Source organism: Streptomyces phyllanthi, assembly GCF_009377205.1.
GTDB lineage: Bacteria > Actinomycetota > Actinomycetes > Streptomycetales > Streptomycetaceae > Streptomyces > Streptomyces phyllanthi.
On the sequence record NZ_VJZE01000048.1, the window covers coordinates 1 to 25,807 of the forward strand.

At 71.7% G+C, this 25,807-nt stretch carries 19 protein-coding genes; 9 read left to right on the forward strand and 10 right to left on the reverse strand.

The window, feature by feature from the left end; all coding sequences use genetic code 11:
• Positions 1-38 precede the first annotated feature (38 nt).
• A complete protein-coding gene (locus tag FNH04_RS10160; RefSeq protein WP_152782584.1) occupies positions 39-1,310 on the forward strand; it encodes a cytochrome P450 in 1,272 nt (423 codons plus the stop codon).
• Positions 1,311-1,348: 38 nt separating this feature from the next.
• On the opposite strand, the gene FNH04_RS10165 is transcribed toward FNH04_RS10160, so the two are convergent.
• Positions 1,349-2,071 carry an FAD binding domain-containing protein gene (locus tag FNH04_RS10165; protein ID WP_152782548.1) on the reverse strand — a complete coding sequence of 241 codons (723 nt, stop codon included), beginning with the start codon at positions 2,069-2,071 and terminating at the stop codon, positions 1,349-1,351.
• Between the two features lie 564 nt (positions 2,072-2,635).
• Here FNH04_RS10165 and FNH04_RS10170 point away from each other — a divergent pair.
• The gene (locus tag FNH04_RS10170; RefSeq protein ID WP_152782550.1) at positions 2,636-4,810 is read left to right on the forward strand and encodes a serine/threonine-protein kinase; all 2,175 of its coding nucleotides are present in this window, start codon (positions 2,636-2,638) and stop codon (positions 4,808-4,810) included.
• A gap of 31 nt (positions 4,811-4,841) precedes the next feature.
• Here the strand turns inward: FNH04_RS10170 and FNH04_RS10175 are convergent, their stop codons facing one another.
• Complete coding sequence (locus FNH04_RS10175) at positions 4,842-5,207, reverse strand: STAS domain-containing protein (protein WP_322722853.1); 366 nt, start codon at positions 5,205-5,207, stop codon at positions 4,842-4,844.
• Positions 5,208-5,380: 173 nt separating this feature from the next.
• Between FNH04_RS10175 and FNH04_RS10180 the strand changes: the two genes are divergently transcribed.
• On the forward strand, positions 5,381-5,869 hold the full coding sequence (locus FNH04_RS10180) for an ATP-binding protein (RefSeq protein WP_228031260.1): 489 nt from the start codon (positions 5,381-5,383) through the stop codon (positions 5,867-5,869).
• A 93-nt stretch (positions 5,870-5,962) separates the two neighbouring features.
• Here the strand turns inward: FNH04_RS10180 and FNH04_RS10185 are convergent, their stop codons facing one another.
• The 6 genes from FNH04_RS10185 to FNH04_RS10210 form a co-directional block, all read right to left on the reverse strand.
• Complete coding sequence (locus tag FNH04_RS10185) at positions 5,963-12,682, reverse strand: type I polyketide synthase (protein ID WP_322722854.1); 6,720 nt, start codon at positions 12,680-12,682, stop codon at positions 5,963-5,965.
• A gap of 49 nt (positions 12,683-12,731) precedes the next feature.
• Entirely contained in the window at positions 12,732-14,045 is a 1,314-nt protein-coding gene (locus FNH04_RS10190) for a beta-ketoacyl synthase N-terminal-like domain-containing protein (protein ID WP_228031261.1), read from the reverse strand.
• Between the two features lie 158 nt (positions 14,046-14,203).
• Positions 14,204-14,410: a DUF5988 family protein gene (locus tag FNH04_RS10195; RefSeq protein WP_152782554.1), complete on the reverse strand. Its 207-nt coding sequence runs from the start codon at positions 14,408-14,410 to the stop codon at positions 14,204-14,206.
• 326 nt (positions 14,411-14,736) lie between these two features.
• On the reverse strand, positions 14,737-15,150 hold the full coding sequence (locus tag FNH04_RS10200) for a hypothetical protein (protein WP_228031262.1): 414 nt from the start codon (positions 15,148-15,150) through the stop codon (positions 14,737-14,739).
• 37 nt (positions 15,151-15,187) lie between these two features.
• Positions 15,188-16,213: a 2-phospho-L-lactate transferase CofD family protein gene (locus FNH04_RS10205; protein ID WP_152782556.1), complete on the reverse strand. Its 1,026-nt coding sequence runs from the start codon at positions 16,211-16,213 to the stop codon at positions 15,188-15,190.
• A complete protein-coding gene (locus FNH04_RS10210; protein WP_322722857.1) occupies positions 16,210-16,899 on the reverse strand; it encodes a response regulator transcription factor in 690 nt (229 codons plus the stop codon). Before FNH04_RS10210 ends, FNH04_RS10205 begins: the two co-directional genes overlap by 4 nt.
• Before the next feature lie 133 nt (positions 16,900-17,032).
• On the opposite strand from FNH04_RS10210, the gene FNH04_RS10215 reads away from it, so the two are divergent.
• The 4 genes from FNH04_RS10215 (at position 17,033) to FNH04_RS10230 (ending at position 22,275) form a co-directional block, all read left to right on the forward strand.
• Complete coding sequence (locus FNH04_RS10215; protein WP_322722858.1) at positions 17,033-18,607, forward strand: class I adenylate-forming enzyme family protein; 1,575 nt, start codon at positions 17,033-17,035, stop codon at positions 18,605-18,607.
• A 26-nt stretch (positions 18,608-18,633) separates the two neighbouring features.
• The gene (locus FNH04_RS10220; RefSeq protein ID WP_194236617.1) at positions 18,634-19,476 is read left to right on the forward strand and encodes a nitroreductase family protein; all 843 of its coding nucleotides are present in this window, start codon (positions 18,634-18,636) and stop codon (positions 19,474-19,476) included.
• A 74-nt stretch (positions 19,477-19,550) separates the two neighbouring features.
• On the forward strand, positions 19,551-19,886 hold the full coding sequence (locus tag FNH04_RS10225) for a hypothetical protein (protein ID WP_152782562.1): 336 nt from the start codon (positions 19,551-19,553) through the stop codon (positions 19,884-19,886).
• A gap of 19 nt (positions 19,887-19,905) precedes the next feature.
• Positions 19,906-22,275, forward strand: a complete 2,370-nt coding sequence (locus tag FNH04_RS10230; RefSeq protein ID WP_322722860.1) for a bifunctional FO biosynthesis protein CofGH — start codon at positions 19,906-19,908, stop codon at positions 22,273-22,275.
• Between the two features lie 46 nt (positions 22,276-22,321).
• On the opposite strand, the gene FNH04_RS10235 is transcribed toward FNH04_RS10230, so the two are convergent.
• On the reverse strand, positions 22,322-24,139 hold the full coding sequence (locus tag FNH04_RS10235) for a sigma-54-dependent Fis family transcriptional regulator (protein WP_152782564.1): 1,818 nt from the start codon (positions 24,137-24,139) through the stop codon (positions 22,322-22,324).
• A gap of 135 nt (positions 24,140-24,274) precedes the next feature.
• On the opposite strand from FNH04_RS10235, the gene FNH04_RS10240 reads away from it, so the two are divergent.
• Positions 24,275-25,120 (forward strand): sensor histidine kinase, encoded by an 846-nt coding sequence (locus tag FNH04_RS10240; protein ID WP_152782566.1) that lies wholly within the window; start codon positions 24,275-24,277, stop codon positions 25,118-25,120.
• A 16-nt stretch (positions 25,121-25,136) separates the two neighbouring features.
• On the forward strand, positions 25,137-25,448 hold the full coding sequence (locus FNH04_RS10245) for a DNA-binding transcriptional response regulator (RefSeq protein ID WP_152782568.1): 312 nt from the start codon (positions 25,137-25,139) through the stop codon (positions 25,446-25,448).
• A 24-nt stretch (positions 25,449-25,472) separates the two neighbouring features.
• Here FNH04_RS10245 and FNH04_RS10250 read toward each other — a convergent pair whose 3' ends face one another.
• Positions 25,473-25,781, reverse strand: a complete 309-nt coding sequence (locus FNH04_RS10250) for a MoaD/ThiS family protein (protein ID WP_194236618.1) — start codon at positions 25,779-25,781, stop codon at positions 25,473-25,475.
• Positions 25,782-25,807: the final 26 nt, after the last annotated feature.

Below are 25,807 nucleotides of genomic sequence, written 5' to 3' on the forward strand. Positions count from 1 at the left end.
GCCCCACCGTTCCCGCCGTCCCCACCACCCGGGCCGAACTGCGCGCCGCCCTCGACGAGCCCCTGCCGCTCGACCGGGTGGACCTCGCCGACCTCGACAACTTCGCCGACGGGGTCACCCCCTGGCGGATGTTCCACACCCTGCGCCACGAGGACCCGGTGCACTGGCAGCCGGAGCAGGCACCGAACTCCGGTTTCTGGGCGGTGACCCGGCACGCGGACATCGCCCGTGTCGACCGCGACCCGGAGACCTTCACCTCGGCGAAGTTCGTCAACCTCGAAGAGGTCGACGAGGACCAGATCAAGAAGCGCGCCTCCATCCTGGAGCTGGACGGCGTCCGCCACCGCGCGCTGCGCAGTGTCATCCAGCGGCAGTTCGGCGCGAGCGTCATCAACAGCTACGGCGACTTCCTGCGCGGGCTGACCGCGCAGACCCTGGACGCGGCCCTGGCCAAGGGCACGTTCGACTTCGTCGCCGATGTCTCCGCGGACTTCCCGATCAACGTCCTGGCCCGGCTCCTCGACGTGCCGCCGGAGGACAACCAGCGGCTCATCGACTGGGGCAACCGCATCATCGGCAACACCGACCCCGACTACGCGGACGTGCTCCTGCACAGCGCGGAGAGCGAGCAGTACCGCGACCTGCCGTTCCGGTCGCCCGCCTCCGTCGAGGTCTTCGAGTACGGCCGTGAGCTGGCACGCCGGCGGCGCGGCGGTGACGGCACGGACCTGGTCTCCAAGCTCGTCAACACCACCCCGCGCGACGGAGTCCCGCTGTCCGCCCAGGACTTCGACAACTACTTCCTCCTCCTGGTGGTGGCCGGCAACGAGACCACCCGGCACACCATCTCCCACTCCATGCTGGCCCTCCTCCAGCACCCCGAGCAGCTGGCCAGGCTCAAGGACGACCCGTCCCTGATCCCCACGGCGGTCGAGGAGTTCCTGCGCTGGGCCTCACCGGTCTACCACTTCCGCCGTACCGCGACGCGTGACGTCGAACTCGGCGGCAAGCGGGTGAAGGAGGGCGACAAGGTCGTCATGTGGTTCGCCTCCGGCAACCGTGACGAGGAGGTCTTCGGCAACCCGTACGACTTCGACGTCACGCGGCAGAACAACGACCACGTCACCTTCGGCAAGGGCAGCCCCCACCTGTGCCTGGGCAACCTGCTCGCCCGCACCGAGATCCGCATCATGTTCGAGGAGCTCATCCCGCGCCTGGCGGACATCCGCCTGGTCGGCGACGTCCCGCGCGTACGGTCCAACTTCGTCAACGGCATCAAGAAGCTGCCGGTGGAGGTGACCCTGGCCTGACCACGTCCACCTGGTGTTCCGCGCGGGCGGCTGTGTGCTCAGTGGCCGACCGGGCGGGTCAACACCTCTGTGACCTGCCGGCGGACCGCTTCCCGAGCCGTGGAGGGAAGCGCGCCGATGGCCGTACGCTCCAGGGCGGACAGGGCTTCCTCGGCATCGGTGTCGCACGGGGTGCTCTCACTGATCACCTCGTAGCCGTCCCGGACCGCGACACGAAGGCGGTGCTGTCCGTCGCCGTCGGCGTGCACCGCCGCCGCGACGACCACGGGTGGCTCGCCGCCGGCCTCGCCGGACAGTTTGCGGTACCCGCTGGCCACCGGATCGCGCCACTGGATGCTGACAAGAAGACGGCGCTGCCCCAGCACCTCGGCCAGGTCCGCCTCGACGGTCCCGTCCCGGTCCAGCAGCGTCGCACGGGCCTCCAGCACGAGTGCCGCGGGCAGCAGGCAGCGCAGCGTGCTGCCGAGGAGGTTGCCGCCGACCGTGGCCGTCCGGCGTACGGCTCCGGTCCCCACCGTGGCGGCCGCCCGGCGCAGTGTCTCCGGTACCCGGTCGACGATCCGGTTCAGGACGACGGCCGCGCCCAGCGTCCCGGGCCCGATGGTGTTGGCCTCCGGCAGGTTCCGCAGGGACATGGCCTGCTCCGGGAACCCGTCCCGCTGCCAGGTGGCCCACACGAGCGTGGCGCCGCCGATCGGCACCGCCCCGTCGGCCAGGCACTTCTGTGCTTCGGATATGGATGTGGGCAGATGCAACAGCAAGACGGCGGACCTGCTTTCACGGAACGTTTGCGGCGGTGGTGCGACACCACCGGCGCGCGAGTGCTGGGGTGGCTCATTTTCCCCGTACCCATAGGGGCGCGTACAGGTCTCATCCGCTCATTACGTGCGCCCCTGAAGCGCTGAGGGCTCCGACGTACGCGCTGCGCAGGGAGGCCGGATATCGGCCTGGCGGAAGGCCCCGAAAGCCAACCCGGCCCGCAAATAGTCCTGTTGGCGCCCGAGTGGGTCCAACGTCCGTTCCCCGGCAGGGGGGTTCACGCGGAGCGCACTGGCACCCGACGACTCGGGATCACGCCCCAGGGCTACCGGCGCACCTTCCGCAGCCCACGACCAGACGGTCAGGACTGCTTTACGGTCTTGAGTGGTCTCCATGGTCCGGTGCGACCCGGGAAGACCGTGAAGTGGCTCTCCGTCGGACGGTGCGGTACTCGTCGCGGCAACGGTGCTCGTCCTGAGAAGCCGCCGACGGACGGTGGTCCCGGTCGCCCCGCACGCCCATGATTGACTCGCACGCGCGAGCGGGTGGCAGTGCGGAGGGGGCACATGGTGCAGGCGTTCACGGCCCTGGAGGCCGACGACCCGAGCGAGGTGGGGCCGTTCCGGATCGTGGCGCGGCTGGGTGCCGGCGGGATGGGGCAGGTCTATCTGGGGGTGTCGCGGGGCGGACGCTCGGTGGCGGTGAAGGTGGTCCGCCCGGACCTCGCCGACGACCAGGACTTCCGGCGCCGCTTCGCGCGTGAGGTCCATGCGGCGCGTCAGGTGAGCGGCCTGTTCACCGCGGGTGTGGTCGACGCCGATCCGCACGGAGTGCCCCCGTGGCTCGCCACGGTCTATGTGCCGGGCATGTCGTTGGCCGACGCCGTGGCCGCGTTCGGGGCGCTCCCGGAGAGGTCCGTGGCGGCGCTGGGGGCGGGGCTGGCCGAGGCGCTCGGGGCGATCCATGCCGCCGGGGTGGTCCACCGGGATCTGAAGCCGTCGAACGTACTGCTGGCCTCGGACGGTCCCAGGGTCATCGATTTCGGGATCTCGGCGGTGAACGAGGCCAGTGTCCTCACCCGTACCGGAACGGTCGTGGGGACACCCGGCTTCATGTCCCCGGAGCAGCTGACGGGCCGGCGGATCGGTCCGGCGAGCGACGTCTTCTCGCTGGCCTCGGTGCTGGCGTTCGCCGCCTCCGGGACGGGGCCCTTCGGTACCGGGTCCCTGCAAGAGCTGTTGTTCCGCATCGTGTACCGGGAGCCGGACCTGGGGGGAGTCCCGGAAGGGCTGCGCACCCTCGTGGCACGCTGTCTGGCCAAGGAACCCGGAGAGCGGCCCTCGGTGCCCCGGCTTCTGGAGGAACTGGCGGGCATGGCCGCGAGCCCCGCGCCGGGTGACGGAACGCCCGTGCTGGGGGACTGGCTTCCGGCCGACCTGGCGCAGACGGTGGCCGTGCGTGCCGCCGTACGTCTGCCGGAGACCTTACCGAGGACACGACCGGGCCCGGTCCCGGCGGCGCCGGACATCCGGCCGGAGCCGCCCGGGGACGAAGCGGGCGGGCCGGAATCCGCGGAGGAGCGGCAGGGACCGGCGTCGGAGTCTCCGGGGGAGCGGCAGGGACCGGCAGCGGAATCCCCGGAGGGGCGGCAGGCGCGGCAGGGACCGGCGTCGGAATCCCCGGAGGAGCGGCAGGGGCCGGCAGCGGCCGCCGGGGCAGGTGGCACCCTCGTGCCGGCGCGCCGCAGGATGTCCCGTCGTTACGCGCTGCTGTACGCCTTGGGTGTGAGCGCCGTGGCCGTCCCGAGCGGCGTGTATCTCCTGCGCTCGAACGGGTCCTCCGGTCCCTGGCGCGTCAGACGCACGATCACCGGCCAGGCCGAGTGGGTGCGGAGGGTCGTCTTCAGCCCTGACGGCAAGGTCCTGGCCAGTGTGGAGGCCCATGGCAGGGTCGGTCTGTGCGACGCCGGTACCGGCAGGCGCACCGGCACGCTGCTGGCGCACGACAGCCATGTGTGGTCGGTCGCCTTCAGCCCCGATGGCAAGGTCCTGGCCACCGGTGGCGGTGACGACGAGGCTGCGCTCAGGTTGTGGGACCCGAGAACCCGTGAAGCCGGACTCACCCTCGTGGGCCACACGAACCGGGTGTGGTCGGTGGCCTTCAGCCCGGACGGAGAGGTTCTGGCGAGCAGCAGCCGGGACAGAACCGTTCGGCTCTGGAACGTGCGCGACGGCGGTCTCAGAGCCACCCTCAAGGGCCACACCGACGGAGTGAACACGGTGGCCTTCGCCCCCGACGGCAGAACCGTGGCGAGCGGAGGCGGCGACGAGGACCGCATGATCCGCCTGTGGGACTCCCGGACCGGTGAGCACAGCGCCACCCTGGAAGGCCATACCGACTCGGTGTGGTCGGTCACCTACAGTCCTGACGGCAAGACCCTGGCCAGTAGCGGAGCCGACCGCACCGTCCGGCTGTGGAACCCGCGGACCGGCAGTCTCAGGGCCACGCTCAGGGGCCACACGGAGGGGGTGAACGCCGTGGCCTTCGCCCCCGACGGCAGGACTCTCGTCAGCAGTGGCGAGGACGTCACCATCCGGTTCTGGGACGTGCGAACCGGTGAGAACACGGACACCCTCAAGCCGACCGCCAAAGCCGATTGGCAGTTCGTCGCCCTGAGTCCCGACGGCAGGACGCTGGCCGGCGGTGACAGTGAGGGCACGATCCGGTTCTGGAGCCGGTGACCCGGCCCGGGGAAGCGGTGGGTACGTGGGCTCAGTTGGCCAAGGCGTGACGGAGGGTGGGGTAGCAGGGGATGAGGACGTCGATGCCGACGAGCCGCATCACCCGCAGCACGGTGGCCTGAGGGCCCGCCAGGCGCAGCCAGCCGTCCGCCTTTTCGGCTGCCTGCTGGGCGGCGATGAGGACGTTGATGCCGCTGGAGTCCATGAACGTCACGCCGCTGAGATCGGCCACGGTCCGCGGTGACATGGCATCGCACGGAGGAATCAGTGCCTGGTGGAAGCGGTCGCGGATGCTGTGGTCGATCTCGCCGCGCAGGGTGACGACCCGGACGCCGTCGACGGTCGACTGGCCGATCGACAGCCGGGCGGGCCCTGCTGCTCCGTGGATGTCTGTCACAGTTGCCTCAACTGCGCTGGTTGTCGGGGGGACTTGGGTAGGACATGTGTGGAAAGCCTGCCCGGATGTTACGGAGAGATGCGCCCCGAAGGGCCCCGTATCAAGGTAGGAACGCATAAGAGAGGGCCCGGCGGGTACGCGCGTGCGAATGAACGGGGAGTGCGGCAACGAAGATGGACTCAGTGGCATCGGTCCGCGGTGGTGAGGGCGGTATGGGGCCGGGTGCCGATCCGATCCAGGAGACGGTCGCCCTGGAAGGCGACGGTTCCTGTATAGCCAAGGCCCGTCACCTCGCGGTCGGCTTCCTCACCCGCGTCCAGGCCGAGCACGGCCTGCCGGTGTCCGCGCGGGCGATGGAGCTGACCCAGCTGGTGGTCAGCGAACTGGTCACCAACGCCCGCAAGTACGCCCCCGGACCCGTGCTGATGGAACTGCGCGTCGCCGCGGCCATGGTGGAGGTGGTCGTGTGGGACAGCGACCCCGTCCTGCCGGTGGCCCGGACGACCGATCCGGGCCGGGTCGGACAGCACGGTCTGGAGATCGTCATGGCTGTCGTCCAGGGCTTCGAGGTCCAGCGGGAGCCGGTCGGCAAGCGCGTCACCGCTCGTATCGCTCTGGCCGACGACCCCGGTGGGGACGTCGCCGGGCGCCTCTTTCCGTAGTTTTGCGTCTGCCGTCTGCCGTCTGCCGTCTGCCGTCTGCCTTTCGTCTTTCGTCTTTTGCGTTCTGACGGCAAGGCCCCGCGGGTGGTGCCGTCATGACAGAACCAGTCCCATCTTGTCGGCCAGACCGGTGGCGAGTGCCGCGATCGTGGGGTGCTTCCAGACGAAGTTGTTCGCGAGCTGGATACCGAGTCCCGCTTGCAGCCGGGTGCGCAGCTCCATGGACAGCAGTGAGTCGAAGCCGAGGCTGCGGAGCGGTGTCTGCGGGTCCAGCCGTGCGTTGCCGGACTGGAGGACCGTGGCCATCTGCTCGGCGAGATAGGCCTCCAGGGCCGTACGGCGGGCGAGAGGGGAGTCGAGCCCCGCCAGGCGGGCACGGACGTCGGCTCCGTCGGCGGGCCGGCCCTCCGGCGATGCGTTGCCCGGCGAGGTGTCGCCCGGCGAGGTGTCGCCGGACCGTGCGCTGCTCCCCGCCTCGTGGCCGTCCACCAGGCGTGCGAAGAAGGGCGCGCTGCGGACGCCGGGCAGGATCCATGTCTCCGGGCGGCCGGGCAGGACACCGGCCGTCACCCGCCGGTGGGCGAGGAGCGCTTCGAGGGCACGCAGACCGCTCTCGGTGGGAATCGTCTCGTAGCCGCGGTCCGCGAAGTCCGTCGCGACGCCGGTCTGTCCCCACGGCCCCCAGTTGACGGCCACGGTGGGCAGCCCCCGGCCGGTCCGCCAGGCGGCGAAGGCGTCCAGCCACGCGTTGGCGGCGGCGTACGCGCCCTGACCCGGGTTGCCCAGCAGGGACGCCATGGAGGAGTAGAGCGCGAACCAGTCGGCCGGGTGTTGCGCCAGGGCCTCGTGGAGGCGCCAGGCGGCGGTGACCTTGGGCTGCCAGACGCGCTCGAGCTGTTCGTCGGTGATGTTGGTGGTGACGGCGTCGTCCAGGACCATGGCCGAGTGCACCACTCCCCGCAACGGCAACCCGTCCGCCGTGGCCGCGGCCACGAGCCGTTCGGCTGTTCCGGGCAGGGAGACATCGCCCAGTTCGACGGTGATACGGGCGCCCGCGGCGCGCAGTCGGGCCAGCTCGGTTCGGGTGGCCTCGCCGGGAGGCGTACGGCCGTTGAGGACGATGTGCCCGGCGCCCAGTTCGGCCAGACGCGCCGCAGTGGCCAGCCCCACGCCGCGCAGCCCGCCGGTGACGACGTAGGCGCCGTCGGCGCGTACCGGCGAGGGCGGCTCGGCGTGCACGGCGGCCGTCTCCCCGCACTCGGGCACGGTCAGGACGAGCTTGCCGATGTGACCGGCCCCCGCCATCAGACGGAACGCCTCCGTGGCCCGGGCCAGGGGGAACTCCCGGTACGGCAGCGCCTTCAGATGGCCTGCGGCGAACAGGTCCATGACCTCGCCCAGGAGTTCCTGGAACACCTGCGGGCGGTTCTGCTGCAGTTCGATGAGATCGACCGTGCTGAAGGTGACGTTGTGCCGCAACGGCGCCAGCCCGAGGGAGGCGTCGGCGAGGATGTCACGGACACCCAGCTCGACGAACCGGCCGAAGGAACGCAGTGCCTCCAGGCCGGCCCGGATCGCCGGTCCCGAGAGCGAGTTGAGCACGACGTCGACGCCCTCGCCTCCGGTCGCCTCCCGGGCCTGTTCGGTGAAGTCCAGCGAGCGCGAGTCCATGACGTGCCGGACGCCCATCCCGCGCAGGTATCCGCGTTTCTCGTCGTTCCCGGCCGTGGCCAGCACCTCGGCCCCCAGGTGCCGGGCCACGGCGATGGCGGCCAGACCCGTACCACCGGTGGCGGAGTGGATCAGGACGCGTTCGCCCGCTGCGAGGCGCGCCACATGGCGCAGGGAGTACCAGGCGGTGAGAAACGCCGTCGGGATGCCCGCCAGGGCAACGGCGTCGGCGCCGGGCGGCAGGGGGACCACCGCGTCGGCGCGGACGGTCGCGAACGATGCGAAGGCGCCCCCCGCGAGGTCGACGGCCAGCACGGTGTCACCGACCCGGACATGCTCGACGCCCGGGCCGACGGCGGTCACCGTCCCCGTGCACTCGAAGCCGATACGGTCACCGCTGTCCGCAGGCCGGTCCGTGCTCCGGCCCGTACGCCCGCCCGTACGCCGGCCCGTACGCCCGCATGCACGCCGGTCTGTAGGCCGGTCCGGGGCCGGGAGCAGCCCCATGACGGTCAGGACGTCACGGAAGTTCACTCCTGCCGCGCCCACCCGCAACTCCACCTCTCCCCGGCCCGGTGGGTGCTCTTCGCCCACCGCGAGACGCAGGGAACCGAGGTCTCCGGCCCGGCTCGCGCGGAGCCGGAAGCGGTCCGTGCCGTAACGCACGGTGCGGGTGGTCGCCGCCAGGCGTTCGGGCTCCGTCAGCGGAGCGGGGACCAGCCGGGCCACGTGCTGTTCCGCACCCCGCACGGCCATCTCGTCTCCGGGCACACCGCGCAGCAGGAGGGCGGCCGTCTGCCGGAGATCGTCGTCGGACGCTCCCATGTCGATGAGCGTGGGACGCAGCTCCGGGTGCTCATGGGCCAGGACGCGGGCGAGGCCGCGAACCGGCCCCTGGGAGGGGTCCTCCGTCTCGCCCGGCCGGACGGCGCGGGCGCCCCGCGTGAGGACGAAGAGCCTGGGGGAGCTCGGGCAGTCCGCGAGGGCCTGGGCGACACCCAGAAGCCGTCGGGTGCGCGTCAGGGCGTCCACCGTGGGGTCGGCAGCGGGCGTCGGCCGGCCAGTACCGGCCTCCTCCGGCATGCCGCTCGGTGAGCACAGGAACACCACGGCGCCCGGCGGATCGGTCAGTTCCCGCTCGGCGAGGTGGGCCCGGACGGCGGGGAGGCGGTGCTCGCCCTCCGGGAGAGCGAGGGTCCGAGCGGCGGCCCCCGACGCGCGGAGTGCCTTGGCGAGTGCCCCGGCCTGTGCGCCGGGCTCGCCGACCACCAGCCAGGGACCGGCCGGTGCCGGGTTTGTCGCCACCGGGTCTGCCGGCGCCGGGCCTGCCGGTGCCGGGTCTGTCGCCACCGGGTCTGCCGGCGCCGGGCCTGTCGTCGTGGGGTCGGCCGGCCTCGCGGGGGACGCTTCGCCGGCAGGCGCGCTCTGCCAGTCGATGGAGTAGAACCACCGGTCCACGGCGGCGTCCTCGCGCGCTTCGTGCACGGCGCGGTGCAGCAGCCGCATGCCGTTCAGAGCGATCACGGTGTGTCCGTCACCCGTCAGCAGGCGGATGTCCGCGGTGACGCCGTCGGGCTGCTGCTGTGTGATCTTCGCGTGGCCGTGGACGACCGCGGCGGGATCACCGTGGACGCGCAGGGACCGCGCGCGGACGGGCAGGACCAGGCCGCTCCCGGCGTCCTCGTGCACCAGCAATGCCACGGCCAGCTGGGCGCACAGGTCCAGGAGCACCGGATGGACGCACAGGGAGTCCGGCGTGGGACCGGCCGAGGCCGGGAGACCGACCCGCCCCCAGATACTGTCCCCGGTGGGCGACAGACGTAGTTCGCTGAGCCCCGCGAACGCGTCTCCGTGGTGGAGGCCGCGCGAGCGCAGACGCCGGTACAGGGTGGCGGCGGGCAACGCGACGGGATGTTCCGCGGCCATCGCGTGCGGGGAGACGGGCGCCAGTTCGCGCAGGGCGCGGCCCGAACTCAGGGCGGCACTGGCATGCAGCGCCCACGGCCCGTCGCCGTCGCCGCCGTCGCCGTCGTCACCGTCGTCGTCCGGGCCGTCCCCAGCACCGCCGGAGGGTGCGAAGACCTGGCAGGTGGCGCGCCCCTGGGCGGTCACGTCCGCCGTCATGGTGATCTCGGTGCGGTCGGCGAGGGCCAGCAGTTCATGGAAGGCGATGTCACCGACCTCGACATCGCGCGGTGGCGCGTGGAAGGTCCGGCAGGCGGCGGTCAGGGCGAGGGCGCAGTAGGCGGCCCCCGGCAGAACCACCTCCGAGTTCACCTTGTGATCGGCCAGCCAGGGGTGGGCACGCGTTCCGGCTTCTCCCCGCCAGGTGTGCCGGACGGGACGGCCCGGTATCCGCGTGTGGACTCCGGGCAGGGAACTCCGCGCGCTGTCCGCCCCGGAACCCGCCGGGAGACCGGAAGCCGCCGGGAGACCGGAACCCGCCGCGGTCCCGCCGCCGTCGGGCCGGTCGCCCGGATCCACCCAGTGCTCCTTGCGGTCGAAGGCGATGGTGGGCACGTCCGCGAGCGTGCCCCCGCCGTACAGGACGGCCCAGTCGACGGGGACGCCCGCGCAGTGCAGGGCGGCCAACTGAGCGCGGAAGGTGGCCTGTTCGTTCTCCTCGCGCCGCAGCGTGGGCAGGACGACGGGAACGTCGACCAGTTCCCGCAGGCTGCCGGTGAGGGCATGGGTGACGACCGGGTGCGGGGACACCTCCACGTACACCGTGTGCCGGTCCCCGGCGGCCGCGCGGACCGCTTCCGCGAACCGTACGGGACGGCGCAGGTTGTGGCACCAGTACGCGGCGTCGAAGCCCGGGACCGTGCGCGGATCGTCCAGCACGGTGGAGTAGAACGGTACGACCGGCGGGCCGGGCCTGAGATCGGCGAGGCCGGCGGCCAGTTCGTCCAGCAGCGGCTCCACCTGCGGGGAGTGCGACGCGACGTCCACCGCGATCAGCCGGGCGGGTATGCCCCGGGCGTCCCAGCGTTCGACCAGGCGCTCGACGGTCGCCGTGTCGCCGGCCACGACGGTGGAACCGGGCGCGGCCAGGACCGCGACGGAGACCGATGCCGAGGCGCCGGCGGATTCCAGGTCCGCCTCGACCTCGGTACGGCCCAGGGCGACGGTCGCCATGGCGCCGGTTCCCGAGACACGCGTGAGCAGGGCGGAGCGCCGGCAGATCACCCGGACACCGTCCTCCAGGGACAGGGCCCCCGCCACGACAGCGGCGGCGACCTCGCCCATCGAGTGGCCCACGACCCCGGCGGGCTCCACCCCATAGGCCCGCCAGGTGGCGGCCAGAGCGGTCTGTACGGCGAACAGCACGGGCTGCACCCGTCCGCACCCGGTCACCTCCCGGCCCTCCCGCAGGACGTCCCGCACGGAGAAGCCGGCCTCGGCGGCGATCAGCGGCTCGACCTCGGACAGGGCGGCGTCGAAGGCGGGCTCGTGCGCGAGGAGGGTGCGGGCCATGCCCCGCCACTGGGAGCCCTGCCCCGAGAACACCCATACCGGCCGCCTGCTGACACCGGCCGCCACTTCCCCGGACACCACATCCGGGACCGCCTGCCCGGCGGCGTACGACCGCAGGGCGCGGACGAGCGACGCGTGCGAGGACGCCACCACACCGAGGCGCCCGCGCCCCGCCGGGCGGCGCAGCGCGAGGGTATGGGCGATGTCGCCGAGCGGCACGGTCGCGCCGTCGCCCTCCAGCCAGTCGGCGAGCCGCCGCGCCGCCGTGGGCAGCGCGGCGGCCGAGCCCGCCGGCACCAGCAGGGCGAACGATTCCGCGGCCGCCGCCCCCGCCAGGCCGCCCGTACGACGGCCCGGCATCGGGCGCACGGCCGCGGCGGGCGCCTGCTCCAGCACCACGTGGGCGTTCGTACCGGAGAACCCGAAGGAGGACACGGCGGCCAGCCTGGCCGAGGTCCGGATCGGCCAGTCCGTCAGCCGGCCGGGAACGAAGAAACGTGTGCCCGCGGACGCGATGGCCGGGTTCCAGCGGGTGAAGTGCAGGCTCGGCGGAACGACACCCTGCTGAAGGCACATGACCGCCTTCAGCAGAGCGGTGACTCCCGCCGCGGGTTCCAGGTGCCCCAGATTGGTCTTCACCGAACCCAGCGCGCAGCGGCCCGGGCCGTTCCCGTAGACGCGGGCCAGACTCGTGAACTCCACCGGGTCGCCCACCGGCGTGCCCGTGCCATGCGCCTCGATCATGCCCACGTCGCCCGGAGCCACCCCGGCACGGGCCAGGGCCTGACGGAACAGCGCCTCCTGGGCCGCCGCCGACGGCGCGGCCAGGCCGTCCGACCGGCCGTCCTGGTTCACGGCCGAGCCCCGTACCACGGCCAGCACCCGGTCACCGTCCCGTGCGGCGTCACGCAGACGCTTCAGTACGACGACCGCACAGCCCTCACCACGGACGAATCCGTCGGCCGCCGCGTCGAACGCGCGGCAGCGCCCCGTGGGCGAGAGCATGCCCATCCGGACGAACGACCGTGTCGTCCTGGAGGCGAGCATCAACGTGACACCCCCGGCGAGCGCGACATCGCACTCACCGTTCCGCAGCGCCTGGCCCGCCAGATGCACGGCGACGAGCGAGGACGAGCACGCCGTGTCCAGGGCCACCGACGGGCCCTCGAACCCCAGCAGATAGGAGACCCGCCCCGGCGCGACACAGTGCCCGTTCGTCAGGACCGACCCCTCCAACTCCCTGGGATGACCCGCCAGACGGTCCATGTAGTCGGTGTAGCTCAGCCCGGTGAACACCCCGGTGGACGTACCCACGAGGCGGTCCGGTGGCAGCCCCGCGTGCTCCAGGGCCTCCCAGGACACCTCCAGCAACAGCCGGTGCTGGGGATCGAGCAGATCCGCCTCCCGCCCGGAGACCCCGAAGAACGCCGCGTCGAAACCGCGGATGTCCCTCAGCCAGCCGCCCTGCCGGGACAGCGCGGCATCCGGCGACCGCCCGACATCCGCCCGACCGGGCGGCGGATCCCCGACCGCGTCGCGGCCGGCGGCCAGCAGCCGCCACAGGTCGGCGGGGGAGTCGACGCCCCCGGGCAGCCGGCAGCCCATACCGACGACGGCTATACGTCCGTCGGTGCCGGCTTCTGCGTTCCACTCGGTCCGTGCCACGAGCTTCTCCCTCACCTGGAGTCCGGGCTCGTCGGATCGGGCACCGTCGTCAGACGGCGTCCGGGCTGCCGACGAGAATCACGTTCTTCACCCCGCCGATCTGGTAGTTGCAGGTCAGCGCGTAGTCGAAGTCGAGAGGCCTGCTGGTCGTGCCGGGAACCGGATCGAACGGCAGCCCGTCGGCGGGCTCCTCACAGTTCGCCGTGGGACACACCTGACCCCGCTGCATCATCAGCAGGCACAGCGCCACCCCGACGCAGCCCGACGGCGCCCCGTTGTGACCGAAGCAGGCCTCCTGAGAGGTCATCACCAAGTCGCTGCCGGGGCCGTAGAGCTGCCTGACCGCGTTCGCCTCGAACGCGGTGACCACCACGTCGCCATCGCTGCCGCCGTGGACGTACGGCACCTGCGACAGGTCCCACCGGTCTCCCAGACACCGGCGGACGGCTTCCACCAGGGAGGCTCCGCTGACGTCACTGGCCAACGGATTCATCAGGCCGTCACGGGTCATGGCGTTGGCCAGCACCTGACCGTAGGCGCGTGCGCCTCGCCGCTCGGCGTGCTCCCGGGATTCCAGGACGAGGGTGGCAGCGCCCTCGCCGTGGTTCACGCAGTCCGCCCGGCGGTCGTACGGGCGCATCATGCGGTCGAAGGACGGCAGGAGCTCCGGCATGCCGTCCACCCGGACCGCCTCGTACGCGCCCTGGGCTGAGCGCAGCAGCCGCTGGACGTTCAGGATGACGTCCAGCCCGAAGAGGTCCACCCCCGACACGACGACCAGGTCGGCCGTACCCTCGGCGATCATCTGCCGGGCGGTGCCGATCTGCACCGCGGACGAGGCGCATCCGCAGGACACGGTGAAGCACGGGCCGGTCGACCGCAGGACAGCCGCCTGCACCAGGGCGACGTCGGACGGGGTGAGACCTTGCTGGCCCCGGACGAACAGCTCCATGGCCTCCTGCGGCCCCGTCGTCAGCGGATCGGCCTGGAGCACCGCCAGGTAGGGCCCCACGTTGGTGTCCACGCCGCCGCGCCCGGCCAGAACGGCCGCCCCGGTCAGGTCACCCGCGCGGAAGTCGAGACCGGCGTCCGAGCAGGCCTCCACCAGCGAGACCAACCCGAACCTGTGGGCGTTGGTGTAGTGCCGGGAGAACGCCGGCGGGATGTCCGGCAGCCGCGCCTCGAACATGGCCGGTGACAGGTCGACCGCACCGTAGTAGACGTCTTCCTGCATCAGGCACGACGCACCGCGCGACGCCACGTCCCAGATGTCGTCCGCGGAGAAGACCGGCCGGCCGGTGCCCGGCAGGCAGAACCCCATGCCGGTGACCATGACGTCCCGCGCGCTCACAACATTGCTCATCCTGACCTCCAGAAGGCGCCTGACGGTGCGCTCGTGGCGCATCGGGAAAGCGGGTGCGACTGCGGATTTTCTTTCGGAAACCGCCCGTCGCCATCGACACCGAAGCGGAAACCGGAACTATTCGCTCCCGGTTCGCTTCGGGGATATCCGTTCCGGGGCTATTCCGCTCCAGGTTGATGGTGCGTCCAGCGGTACACTGGCATCGGGCCCTCACCGATGTCGGCGAACTCGCCGGTGAATTCGTAATGCTCGTAGCCGCCGTAGTAGGCGATCTTCACCGGAGCGCCCGTTTCACCCGACGGCGCCTGCACTACCTGCGGAGCGACGCTCGGACCATCTTTGAGCAACACGAGACGGGAAGGCATGGCTGTACCGGTCCTGACATGGAAAGCCCTGAATGAAAGGCTGGGGATTTCGGCCGACTCATGTCGGCGAGAGAACTACCAGCAGTGTTACCGAATCGGCTCCGCGTAAAGGCCGGCGGCATCGGGGCGTGGGAGCACGACAAGGGGCGTGCGATGGCACGCGGTTCTGAATCGCTAATCGGTATGCGAACGCGCTACCCGCAGGGTCGGGGGCACTCCGGCGCACACCGGTGATCTGCTCGGGGCGGGGGCCGGTCGGCGTGTGCCGGACGCACGCGGGCGACGCGGCACACGCCGGTCCGGGAGGACAGGGAGAGGGTGCTCCGCTACCCCTCGGGCTGAACCACCGTCAGGGACCACCGGATGGTGTCCGCCGAGGCGTCCACGCCCACGACGAACGATCCCGAGAGGCCGGGCTCGATGGTCACGGCTCCCTGGCCGGGCTCGTCGACCGGGCAGTCGACCGGGAACGAGACGTGCTCGGCGCCGGCATCGAAGGTCACGACCACGTCGCCGCCGCCCTGGCAGGCGACGGTGACCACGGTCGGGAACCGCGAGTTCAGGCCGCCCGAGACCGCTCCGCCGTCCCCGGTGCCCTCAGGCACCCACAGCAGGCCGTCGGGGCCGGGGTGCGGGAGCAGCGGCTCGTCGGCCGCGGCGGACACGGGTGCGGCGAGAGCCAGCAGCGCGGCGGCGGCCGCCACCGCGCTGCCCGCAGCCCTTACGGACAAGTGCTTCATGGATCCCCCACTTTCTTGATCAATGGTCACAGCGAGCCTAGTGAGGCAGGCGGGAACCGGGAAGGCGCCTTCCTGCCGGAGAGGGCGTGGGCGAGCCCGCTTCGCGGATGGGGGAGAGGAGTGCCGTGATCAGGTGCGGGGCGTCCGCGCCCTGATGGAGGAGCGTGTCGGCGGGGATGGCCCGCAGGCCCTGTCCCTCCACGGCGGGCAGCCGTGACAGGTCGGCCCGGTCGAGGACGAACACTGAGGCCACGTCCGCGTAGAAGGCCGCGACACCGACGGGGTCCGCGGCGAAGCCGGCGGCGGTCAGCAGGCGGGCGCGGCTGCGAGCCCGGGTGTTCTCGCCGGGGTCGGTGATCGGCACCGACCCGACGATCGGGGTGACGGCCACCGTCCGGTCGCGGGCGGCCCTGAGCGTCTCGCGCACTCCGGTGAGGTGCAGGATCGGCCCGAGGCTGGCGACCGGATTGCTGGGGCCGATGACGACGAGATCGGCCGAGGCGACGTGCGCGAGGAGCCCGGCGGCCGGTTCGGCGAGGGCCGGTCCCCGGATGTACGTGCGCGCGACGGCGGGAGCCGCCTGCTCGCGCACGAGGAACTCCTGGTAGTGCAGGTCCCTCCCGTCGTCCGTCACCACACGGGTCGTGAGCTCGGCGTCCGTCGCCGGAAGAATCCGGCAGCCGATCCCGAAGCCGCGGGCCAGGTCCGCGGTGATCTCGGTGAGGAGATGGCCGTCCCGGAGCCGCCCGGTCCGGTGGAGGTGGACGGCCAGGTCGCGGTCGCCGAGACGGAACCACTGGTGGCCCTCGATGCCGCCGAGTGTCTCCATACAGCGCCATGTCTCGTTCCTGACACCCCATCCGCGCTCCGAGTCCTGGCGCCCGGAGAGCGCGTACAGCACCGTGTCGAGGTCCGGGCAGACCCGCAGACCGTGGATCCAGAGGTCCTCGCCCGTGTTCACGGCGAGGGTCAGATCGATCTCGCCACCGTGGGCGAGCAACGCCTTCCAGAGTCTGGACGCACCGATGCCGCCGCCCAGGCCGACGATCCTGAGCGGTCTCATACCGGGACGTCCAAGCTGTAGCCCACTCCCCGGATCGTGCGGATCATACGGGGCCCGCCCGCGGCCTGAAGCTTGCCGCGCACCCGGTGGACATGCTCCGTGACGGTCGCCTCGCCGAGCCACTCCGCAGACTTCCAGATGTGCTGCAGCAGCTGGTGCCGGGTGAACACCTGCCGCGGGTGGCTCGCGAAGAACACGATCAGGTCGAACTCCTTGGCCGTGAGCTCGACCCGGCTGCCTTCCACCCACACCTCGTGCGTGGCGGGCTCGATCCGCAGGGGCCCGTTGACGATGCATCCCGCCGGGTCCGGCCCCGCCCGGCGCAGGACGGAGCGGACCCGCGCGGCCAGTTCCGCCGGGGAGAACGGCTTGACGAGGTAGTCGTCGGCACCCAGATCGAGACCGACGATCCGGTCGGTCTCGCCGCCCCGGCCCGACAGGATGATGACCGGCAGGTCCTCGGCGGCCCCCGCCCGTCCCGTACGCACCGCCCGCAGCACGTCCAGACCTCCCACCCCGGGCAACGACAGGTCGAGGACGACGAGCGCCGGAGCCTCGTCCGCCATCCGCTCCAGGGCCGCGCGCCCGTCGGTCGCCTCGGTCACCTCGTACCCGGCCTCGCTCAACTGCCGGTGTACCAGGGACCGGATACGCGGATCGTCGTCGACGACGAGGATGCGGGTCACGGGAAACAGCTAGCACAGAGCCCTACCGGGGGCAATATCCCCGGAATGCGAAAGGCCGGAGACCGACAGCCGTTGAGCGAGCGTTGAGAAAGGGTTGGAAGCCAGGTGATGTACGGATCGCACCATCGCATCCGTGGTTTTCATCGCTCCGGCCCGTGGTGCCGACACCGTCTCCGGTGTCCTTTCGTCCCAGGCGTCCATCCGTGGGGACGCTCCCTTTCTTGTCTTCGAACGCGAACCGGGAGTCGTCGAGACGACGAGCTGGGCCGAACAGGAGGTCCGCGCCCGGCGGACGGCCACCGCCCTGGCGAATCTCGGCATCTCGGCCGGCACCCGGTTCGGCGTCCACCTCGCCAACTGCCCCGAGTTCTACGACATCTGGTTCGCCGCCGCCCATCTCGGCGCGGTCATGGTGCCGACCAACCCCCTCTCCACCGCCGCGGAACTGCGGTACCTGCTCGGCCACTCCGGCTGCCGGACCGTGCTGACCCAACCGGGCCTCGTCCCCACCGTGCGGGAGGCGGGCGCCGATCAGGTCGTCGACGTCACCACGGACTGGACCGGCGATGTCACCGGCCGTACGGGCCCACCGAACGCCGCTCCCGGCGATGTGCTGGGTGTCCTCTACACCTCGGGGACCACCAGCCGGCCCAAGGGCGTGCAGATCACACACGCCGCGTATCTCGCCGTCGGGGACGCGGTCGCGGGGCATGTCCGGCTGCGGCCCGACGACCGCTTCCTCGTGGTCCTGCCGCTCTTCCACGGCAACGCGCAGTACTACTGCTCGATGCCGGTGCTCGTCACGGGCGCGTCCATCGCGCTCACCCCCCGATTCAGCGCCGGCAGATGGCCGGAACAGGCCGCGGAACTCGGGGCCACGCTCGCCAGCCTCTTCGCCGCGCCGATCCGGATGATCCTCGCGAAGCGCGGGAACGGCGAGGGGAATTCGTCCGCGACCACCGACGGCGAATCCACCGCAGACGTATCTCCCGCCGGTCATTCCCTCCGGGCCACATTGTTCGCGCAGAACGTCTCACCGGACCAGGCCGCCGAATTCGAGCGCCGTTTCCGTACGCCGCTCGTGCAGCTCTACGGAATGACGGAGACCGTGATTCCTCCCACCGTCAATCCGTTGTACGGGCCGCGGAATCCGCTCAGCATAGGACGCCCCCTCCCCGGCACCCGGCTGCGGATCGTGGACCCCGACGGAGCCGACGTCGCTCCCGGGGAACCCGGCCGGCTCCTGGTCGGCGGGGAGCCCGGGCTGACGTTGATGAGCGGATACCTCGACGACCCGGAAGCGACCGCGGCCGCGCTCGCCGACGGCTGGCTGCACACCGGCGATGTCGTCCGCACCGACGCCGACGGGTTCCTCTACTTCGTCGACCGCGCCAAGGACATGATCAAGCGCTCCGGCGAGAACGTCGCCTGCGGTGAGATCGAGCGCGTCGTCGACCGGATCGAGGGCGTCCTGGAGTCGGCGGCGGTCGGGGTCCCCGACGCGATGCTCGACGAGGCGATCCACGTCTACGTCGTCCCGCGTCCGGACGCGCACGTCGACCCCGCCGAGGTGATCGCCCACTGCCGCGAGGAGCTGGCGAAGTTCAAGGTCCCCGATGCCGTGTACGTCGTCCCGGAGCTCCCCCGCACCTCCGTGGGGAAGATCCAGAAGCACCTCCTGCGCCACCCGGCGCCGCAGGCCCCATGAGTCGGAGACACCGAGTTGGAGGCACCATGACAGCAGTGCAGCCCGAAAAGGCGGCGGGGACGCCGTCGTCCCTGGGCCTGACGTTCAAGGAGGCCGTCGGCAGGCGCCGCTCGATCCGCTACTACAAGCCCTGGCAGCCGGTCGAGCGCGAGAAGATCCAGAAGATCCTGGAGGCGGCCAGGCTCCAGTCCTGCCACGGCAACGCGGGCCATATCCGCAAGGCGGTCGTCGTGCACCGCGAGGAGACCGACGAGGACGTCTTCGCCGGACTCGTCGACGCGCTCTACAACCAGCCCCAGGCCTCCCAGGCACCGGTCCACATCTACTGGACGATCGACATGACCGGCTGGGAGCACCTGCGCGACAACCTGAAGGGCCTGATCGACGCCGGGGCACTGACCTCCAGTTACGGCTGGAGCGAGCAGTTCATCGACGAGATCGTCCTGAAGACACCCGACTTCAACGTGATGGCCGGGGAACGGCGGTTCGCCGAGTGGCTGTCGGCCATCGAGACGGGCATGGCCATCGGCGCCGCCCTGCTGGCCGCCCAGGACGAGGGCCTCGGCACCCAGCTCCTGACCGGCAAGCGGGGGCAGATGGCCGAACTGCTCGGCATCCCGGACACGGCCACGGTCGCCCAGATCCAGCTGCTCGGCTACGCGGCCGAGGGCACCGAGGCGGGCGGGCAGCGGCCCCGGCCCGGCTTCGACGAGCTCTACTTCGACGGCCGCTGGGGCAACTCCCTGCACCGCGACCCGGAGGTCGTCGCCGAACTGATCGACGAGGGAATGATCCAGGAGCAGGCCCCCCTCCCGTACCGGCGCAGGGAGGTCCGGGCGCTCGCCGCGATGTTCGGTCTGCCGGACTGACTCCCCGGGACGGCCGACGTCTCTTCGGCCGTCCCAGGGCTCTTCCCCATCCGACCACCCGGAAAGGTCGCATCGTGCCCGGTCCCGACTTCGTCGCTCACCGATCCGTCCAGCGGTACGCCGCCACACTCGCCGACCTCACACCCCGGGAGCGCGACGAACGGCTGGACCTGCTGCAGTCGTTCGCCGAGTACGTGGACCGTGACCCGGACACGATGATCGAGGAGATCTTCGACGAGGAGACCCGCAAGTACCGCAAGCGCGGCTTCTACACCGACGAGGCCAAGGCCTTCGCCGCGAGCTTCGGCGACGAGCCCAACGCCCGGTTGCGGCGCAGCAACGTCATCCGCGCCTTCTTCATCGCCAACGGACGCCGCCTGCTGACCGAGCGGCCGGCCTGGATGAGCTGACCACGATCAGGAGCGACAAGTGGACGACCTCGCACAGCGCAGTACGGCGGACCTCGTCGCCGCCGCCGGACGACGACGCGACGACGCCTTCGGCACCCGCATCACGTACTCCCCGAAGGTGTTCGTCCCGCTGACCCGGCTCTGCCGCGACCGGTGCGGCTACTGCACGTACGCGACCGCACCGCGCACCCTGCCCGCCCCCTACCTGTCGCCGGGGGAGGTGCTGGACATCGCGTCCCGGGGAGCCGAAGCCGGCTGTCACGAGGCGCTCTTCACGCTCGGCGAGAAGCCGGAGGCACGCTACCCGCGGGCGCGGGAATGGCTGGCGGACCACGGGTACGCCTCGACCGTGGACTACCTCGCGGCGATGTGCGAGCTGGTCCTCACGGAGACGGGGCTGCTGCCGCACACCAACGCCGGAGCGCTCGCCGCGTCCGAACTCGCCACCCTGCGACGGGTGTCGGCCTCGCAGGGCATGATGATCGAGTCACTGCGGACCGACCTCCCCGCCCATCGCGGCGCACCGGACAAGGCGCCCGCCCGCCGACTGGAGACCCTGGAGGAAGCCGGCCGGCAGCGGATCCCGTTCACGACCGGCATCCTCGTCGGCATCGGCGAGACCGAACGGGACCGGATCGCCGCGCTGCACGCCATCGCCGCCTCGCATGCCCGACACGGCCATGTGCAGGAGGTCATCGTCCAGAACTTCCTCCCCAAGCCGCACACCGCGATGCGCGACGCTCCGCCCTGCCCGCCACAGGAGCACATCCGGGCCGTTGCGCTGGCGCGGCTCGTCCTCCCGGTGGACATCCACGTCCAGGCACCGCCCAACCTCTCCGACCCCGAACGGCTCGGCACGCTGATCGCCGCGGGCATCGACGACTGGGGCGGGGTGTCACCGGTGACGGCCGACCACGTCAACCCGGAACGCCCCTGGCCCGCGATCCGGGTGCTCAGGGCAGCCACGGAGGCGACGGGCCACGTCCTGGCGCCCCGCCTGCCGGTCCACCCGGAGTTCGCCCGCACCGCCGACCGCTGGCTCGACGAACGGCTGCGCTTCCCGGTGCTCGACCGCTCGGACGCCGACTTCCTGGGGCGCGACGACCCCGGCGCGCACTGGCCCGAGCGGTACGAGGCCGCGGCCAACGTCGGCACCGGCGCGGAGGTCGTCCAGATCGGCCGCCGCTCCTCGGCCTGGTACTCCGGCGCGGGCACCGACCCGGTCGTACTCCTGCCCGGCCCGGCGGCCGCCTCGGGAGCGGTCCGCGAGGTGCTCGACGGGGTGCTGGCGGGACAGGAGACCGGCCACGACGAACTGCTGACGCTCTTCACGGCGCGTGGCCCCGAAGTCGCCGCGGTCGCGGAGGCGGCCGACCGGATCCGTCGCGAACTCGTCGGCGAGGACGTCACGTTCGTGGCCAACCGCAACATCAACTACACCAACGTCTGCACGTTCCGGTGCACGTTCTGCGCTTTCTCCAAGGGGCCGCTGTCCCTGAACCTGCGCGGGACGCCGTACCTCCTGACGATCGACGAGATCGTCGCCCGCGCGACCGAGGCCCGGGAACTCGGGGCCACCGAGGTGTGCCTGCAGGGCGGGATCCACCCGAGGTTCGACGGGGACTTCTACGTCGAGGTCGCCCGGGCGATCCACGAGGCCCTGCCCGACCTCCACATCCACGGCTTCACCGCGCTCGAGGTACGGGAGGGCGCCCGGAGGCTGGGGGAGTCCCTCGAGGACTATCTGCGCCGGCTCCGGGAGGCCGGGCTCAGCTCACTCCCGGGGACCGCCGCGGAGATCCTGGACGACGGGATCCGTGCCGTCCTCTGCCCCGACAAGCTGGACACGGAGCAGTGGCTCGACGTGCATCGCACCGCGCACCGGATCGGGCTGCGCTCCAACGTCACCATCATGTTCGGCTCGGTCGAGCGCCCCGAACACTGGGTCCGCCATCTCCTGCGGACCCGCGCGTTGCAGCGGGAGACCGGAGGCTTCACCGAGTTCGTGCCACTGCCGTTCGTGCACATGGCGGCGCCCGTCCATCTCAAGCGCGCGGCGCGCAGAGGGCCCACCTGGCGCGAGGCGGTGCTCATGCACGCCGTCGCCCGGATCGCCTACCGCGACACGATCCCCAACATCCAGGCGTCCTGGGTGAAGCTGGGGCCGGTCGGCGCCCGCCAGCTGCTCGCCGCCGGTGTCAACGACCTCGGCGGCACGCTCATGGACGAGAACATCAGCCGGGCCGCGGGCGCCACCCACGGCCAGGGCCTCACCCCCGCCGACTTCGCGGCCCTGGCGGCGGCGGTGGGGCGTCCGGTGCGCAGGCGGACCACCTTGTACGGGGATGTGCCGGGGGTACGGGTACCGGTTCTCGGAGAGGCACGGTGACCGACCCGCGGGGTCGGTCACCCCGTGTGAACCGACGGGGCCGTCCCTACTGGGGATACTGACCGACGAACTCGATCCCGAACGCGCTCATCCGCCGGTACAGCGTGGCCCGGCTCATCCCGAGTACGGCGGCGGCCCTCACCCGGTTGCCCTTTGTCTCCCACAGGGTCTTGACGATCAGGTCGCGCTCGGCGGCCTCCAGCCGGGACAGCCGCCGTCTGCTGGTGCCCGACACGAAGCTCATGGGCAGGTCCCCGGCCTCGATGTCGCCGACCGGACGCCGTCTGAGCGCGGCACGCAGCACGGACTGGAGTTCCGTCACGTTGCCCGGCCAGTGCCCGCCGGCGAGCAGCCGGGCCGTCTCGGCCGAGCAGCGCACGCGGCGGCCCGGCGCGAGCCCGCGCAGCAGCGCCTCGGCCAGCGCGCCCAGATCTCCGGGGCGGTGACGCAGCGGCAGCAGGGTGACCGACGCGTCGAACAGGTCGAGCACGTCGTACACCGGGGCGGAGTCCTCCACCGTCGTGGCGGTCACCATGCCGACGAGCCAGAGCTCCGGGGAGGCGCCCGTGAGTCCGGCGCGGATGGCCGCCACGGTTGCCCGGTCGGCCCGTTCCAGGTGGCGCAGAACTACCGTGCCGGTCGAGTCGGCCAGAGCCGTGTCCAGGGCTTCGCGCGTGATGTCGGGAGCCTGCGCGCAGTCCAGCACGGTGAACCGCCGGCTCGGGCGCCGGTCGAGATGGGCGGCGCGTACGACGGCGTACTTGCCGACGCCGGGTTCGCCGAGAAGCAGGGTGGACGTCCGCCGCGCCGCCGCCCTGCGGACCGCGCCGCACGCGCTGAGCCAGGCCGGATCGGTGCCGGCCAGACCGGCGAAGGGGCGCTCCGAGGCGGCCGCCGCGATCTCACCCCTGCGCTGTTCTCCCCTCCGCGCTTCTCCTGTCCGCGCTTCTCTCTTCCGGGCTTCTCCCTTCCGTACCGGCCTGGGAAAGCTCACCTCCAGCACCACGCCGAGGGATCGCCTTCCGGACCGTACGGGAACGGAGTGCAGCCTGGTCTCCCCGACGCTGAGCAGCAGCCGCGCCTCACCGCGCGCGCCGCGGGCGAGGTCCGCGGCGATGTGCTCGATGTGCTCCCGGTCCGCCGCGGGCAGACGGGTAGCGGCCGGGTTCGCCATGACGAAGTCGCCGGACACGGCCAGCACCGGGTTGGCCGACCGCGCGCAGGTGGCCTGGAACTCCGCCATCAGAGCCCTGGGCCCGGCACAGACCCGCTCCAGGAGCAGCCGCTCGACGTCGTGGGCGGCCTGGCCCGCCAGAACGCGCATGAGGTCGTTGGCATCCGAGGCACCGCAGGTGATGTCGATGATCCCTTCGAGCCTGCCGGTCAGGGGGTTGCGGATCGGCGCTCCGGCGCAGGCGAACGGCCGCAGGGGATCCGTGAAGTGCTCGGCGCCGACGACGAGGGTCGCCGAACGGCTCTCCAGTGTCGTCCCGACACCGTTGGTCCCCGCGTGCTGCTCGGCGTAGCTGAAGCCGGGCGCGAACGAGATCTGGTCGAGTCTGCCCCGTAGACAGCTCTCTCCCACCCTGCGGTCCAGCAGCCGGCCGTGGGCGTCGGTGAGCACGACGCCGACGGCCATGCCCGACAGCTGTTCCTGCAGCCGTTCCATCACCGGCGCGGCGCAGGTCGCGAGGGATCCGTCGAAGTCGAGATCCGGCTCGTAGGGGATGTCGAACCGCTCGGCGGGGACTCCGGCGGTCAGCGACCGGCGCCACGAGGCGAGGATCTGTGTGCGCACGGAGGCGTCGGGGCTGTCGCCGCTGAGGAACCGCTCACGGGCACGCTCGACGTGGGCACGTTCCATCTCACCACCACCTTGCGGTGCGGGCCGCGTTGCAGGAGGAGCAAGTCAACAATACGGCGCGGTGGTGTTTCCGGAAGAAGCGAACTGTCTCAATCTGGCACAGCCACGGCCGGAACCGTCTCGTGTCATGGTTCCATGACGCAAACCACCGTGGACGTACGTCCGTTGCTGCATGAGATGGCCAACGAGTTCAGCGTCCTCTACGGCACCGCGGAGCTGTTCGCGGTGTCGCCCGGACTCTCCGCGCAGCAGCGTCACGACGCGGACGTCATGCTGGACGCCCTGCGCAACCTGGCGGCGCTGCTCGCCTCCGCCGGACCCGAGGCGAACCCGTACCGGCCGACGCCCGAGCCGACGCCCGAGCTGACACCCGAGTTGGCGCACGAGCTGAGGACGCCTCTCCAGGCCGTCATCGGATTCGCCGAGATGCTGGAGGCGGGCGAGGCGTGGGACGACTGTCTGCGCGGAGTGGTGACCGCCGGACGGCATATGGCGGGCCTGCTGGACGACGCGGTCGCGTGCCGTGCGGGGAGGGGGAGGACGTCGGCGGGCGCCGCGGTCACCCAGGCCGTTCTGCTGGCCTCACCACTGGCCCGGGCGGCGCGTGTCCGTCTCGTGGCGACCAGGTGCACGGCCGCGGACGAGGTCGGCGGGGACCCACTCCGTCTGCGCCAGGCCGTGCTCAACCTCCTCACCAACGCCGTCCATTGCAGCCGGCCGGACAGCGAGGTGAACATCGGGGTGAGCAGACAGGCGGACACCGTCACGATCGCGTGTCACGACCGGGGACCGGGGCTGAGTGCCGCTGAGACAAGGGAGCTGCTGAACGCGCGCCGTGGCGATCGCGAGCACGGCCTCGGCCTGGTGATCACACGGGAACTGGTCGGCGGAATGGGCGGACGCCTGTGCGTCCGGAGCGTCCCGGGCCGCGGTTCCTGTTTCTCGATCGACCTGCCGGCTCTGCCGGAACACCGGGGATAGCGCCCGGGTGACCCGGGTGGCTCGGATTCTCGTCGTCGAGGACGACGACCGGCTGCGTGAGCTGCTGGAACGCCAGTTGACGAGACTCGGGCACGAGGTGTTCGCCGTGCCGGACGTGGAGGCGGCGCCGGACCGCGGCCGGGCGATGGAGCTGGCCGTCGTCCACCTCGGGGTGCCCGGCGGCGGTTGGGAGCGCCTCGGGGTGCCGGTCGTGGGGATCTCGGGTGGACCGCGCCCTGTGCCCTACCCGCCCGGGATCGTGGATCTGCTCCGCAAGCCGTACACGCTGGCCGAGCTGGGTGATGTCATCGGCCGGCACACGCGATAGGGGGCGCGCGTGCCGGCCGATGAGTCAGAACGGGTTCCTGCTTCCCATGGGCGCGGCGGCCGGGGCCGCCTCCATCACCGTGATCGTGACGATGGTGACGCCGTCCAGGGGTGCCTGTGTCGCGTTCTCCTGCGGGACCTTTCTGCCGTCGAGGGCGATCCTGATCCAGCGGCCCGGATCACCTTCCTCGGTGGACAGCCGCCACATCAGCTCGGGATGGGTGCCGGCCAGCCGCTTCCACAGCTCGCCCACGGTCGCGCCCTCTCCGTCGACGACCCGCCGCCCCCCGGTGCACCACGCCATGCCGTGCGGTACCTGTACTTTGACCGTCATCTTCACTCCCGGGATGTTCGCGCCCA

Excerpts from the sequence above, each read along its gene's own strand:
- FNH04_RS10195 (WP_152782554.1), bottom strand. The coding sequence starts at position 14,410 with ATGCCTTCCCGTCTCGTGTTGCTCAAAGATGGTCCGAGCGTCGCTCCG.
- FNH04_RS10240 (WP_152782566.1), top strand. The coding sequence starts at position 24,275 with ATGACGCAAACCACCGTGGACGTACGTCCGTTGCTGCATGAGATGGCC.
- FNH04_RS10170 (WP_152782550.1), top strand. The coding sequence starts at position 2,636 with ATGGTGCAGGCGTTCACGGCCCTGGAGGCCGACGACCCGAGCGAGGTG.
- FNH04_RS10220 (WP_194236617.1), top strand. The coding sequence starts at position 18,634 with ATGACAGCAGTGCAGCCCGAAAAGGCGGCGGGGACGCCGTCGTCCCTG.
- FNH04_RS10180 (WP_228031260.1), top strand. The coding sequence starts at position 5,381 with ATGGACTCAGTGGCATCGGTCCGCGGTGGTGAGGGCGGTATGGGGCCG.
- FNH04_RS10190 (WP_228031261.1), bottom strand. The coding sequence starts at position 14,045 with ATGAGCAATGTTGTGAGCGCGCGGGACGTCATGGTCACCGGCATGGGG.
- FNH04_RS10205 (WP_152782556.1), bottom strand. The coding sequence starts at position 16,213 with ATGAGACCGCTCAGGATCGTCGGCCTGGGCGGCGGCATCGGTGCGTCC.
- FNH04_RS10250 (WP_194236618.1), bottom strand. The coding sequence starts at position 25,781 with ATGACGGTCAAAGTACAGGTACCGCACGGCATGGCGTGGTGCACCGGG.
- FNH04_RS10235 (WP_152782564.1), bottom strand. The coding sequence starts at position 24,139 with ATGGAACGTGCCCACGTCGAGCGTGCCCGTGAGCGGTTCCTCAGCGGC.
- FNH04_RS10200 (WP_228031262.1), bottom strand. The coding sequence starts at position 15,150 with ATGAAGCACTTGTCCGTAAGGGCTGCGGGCAGCGCGGTGGCGGCCGCC.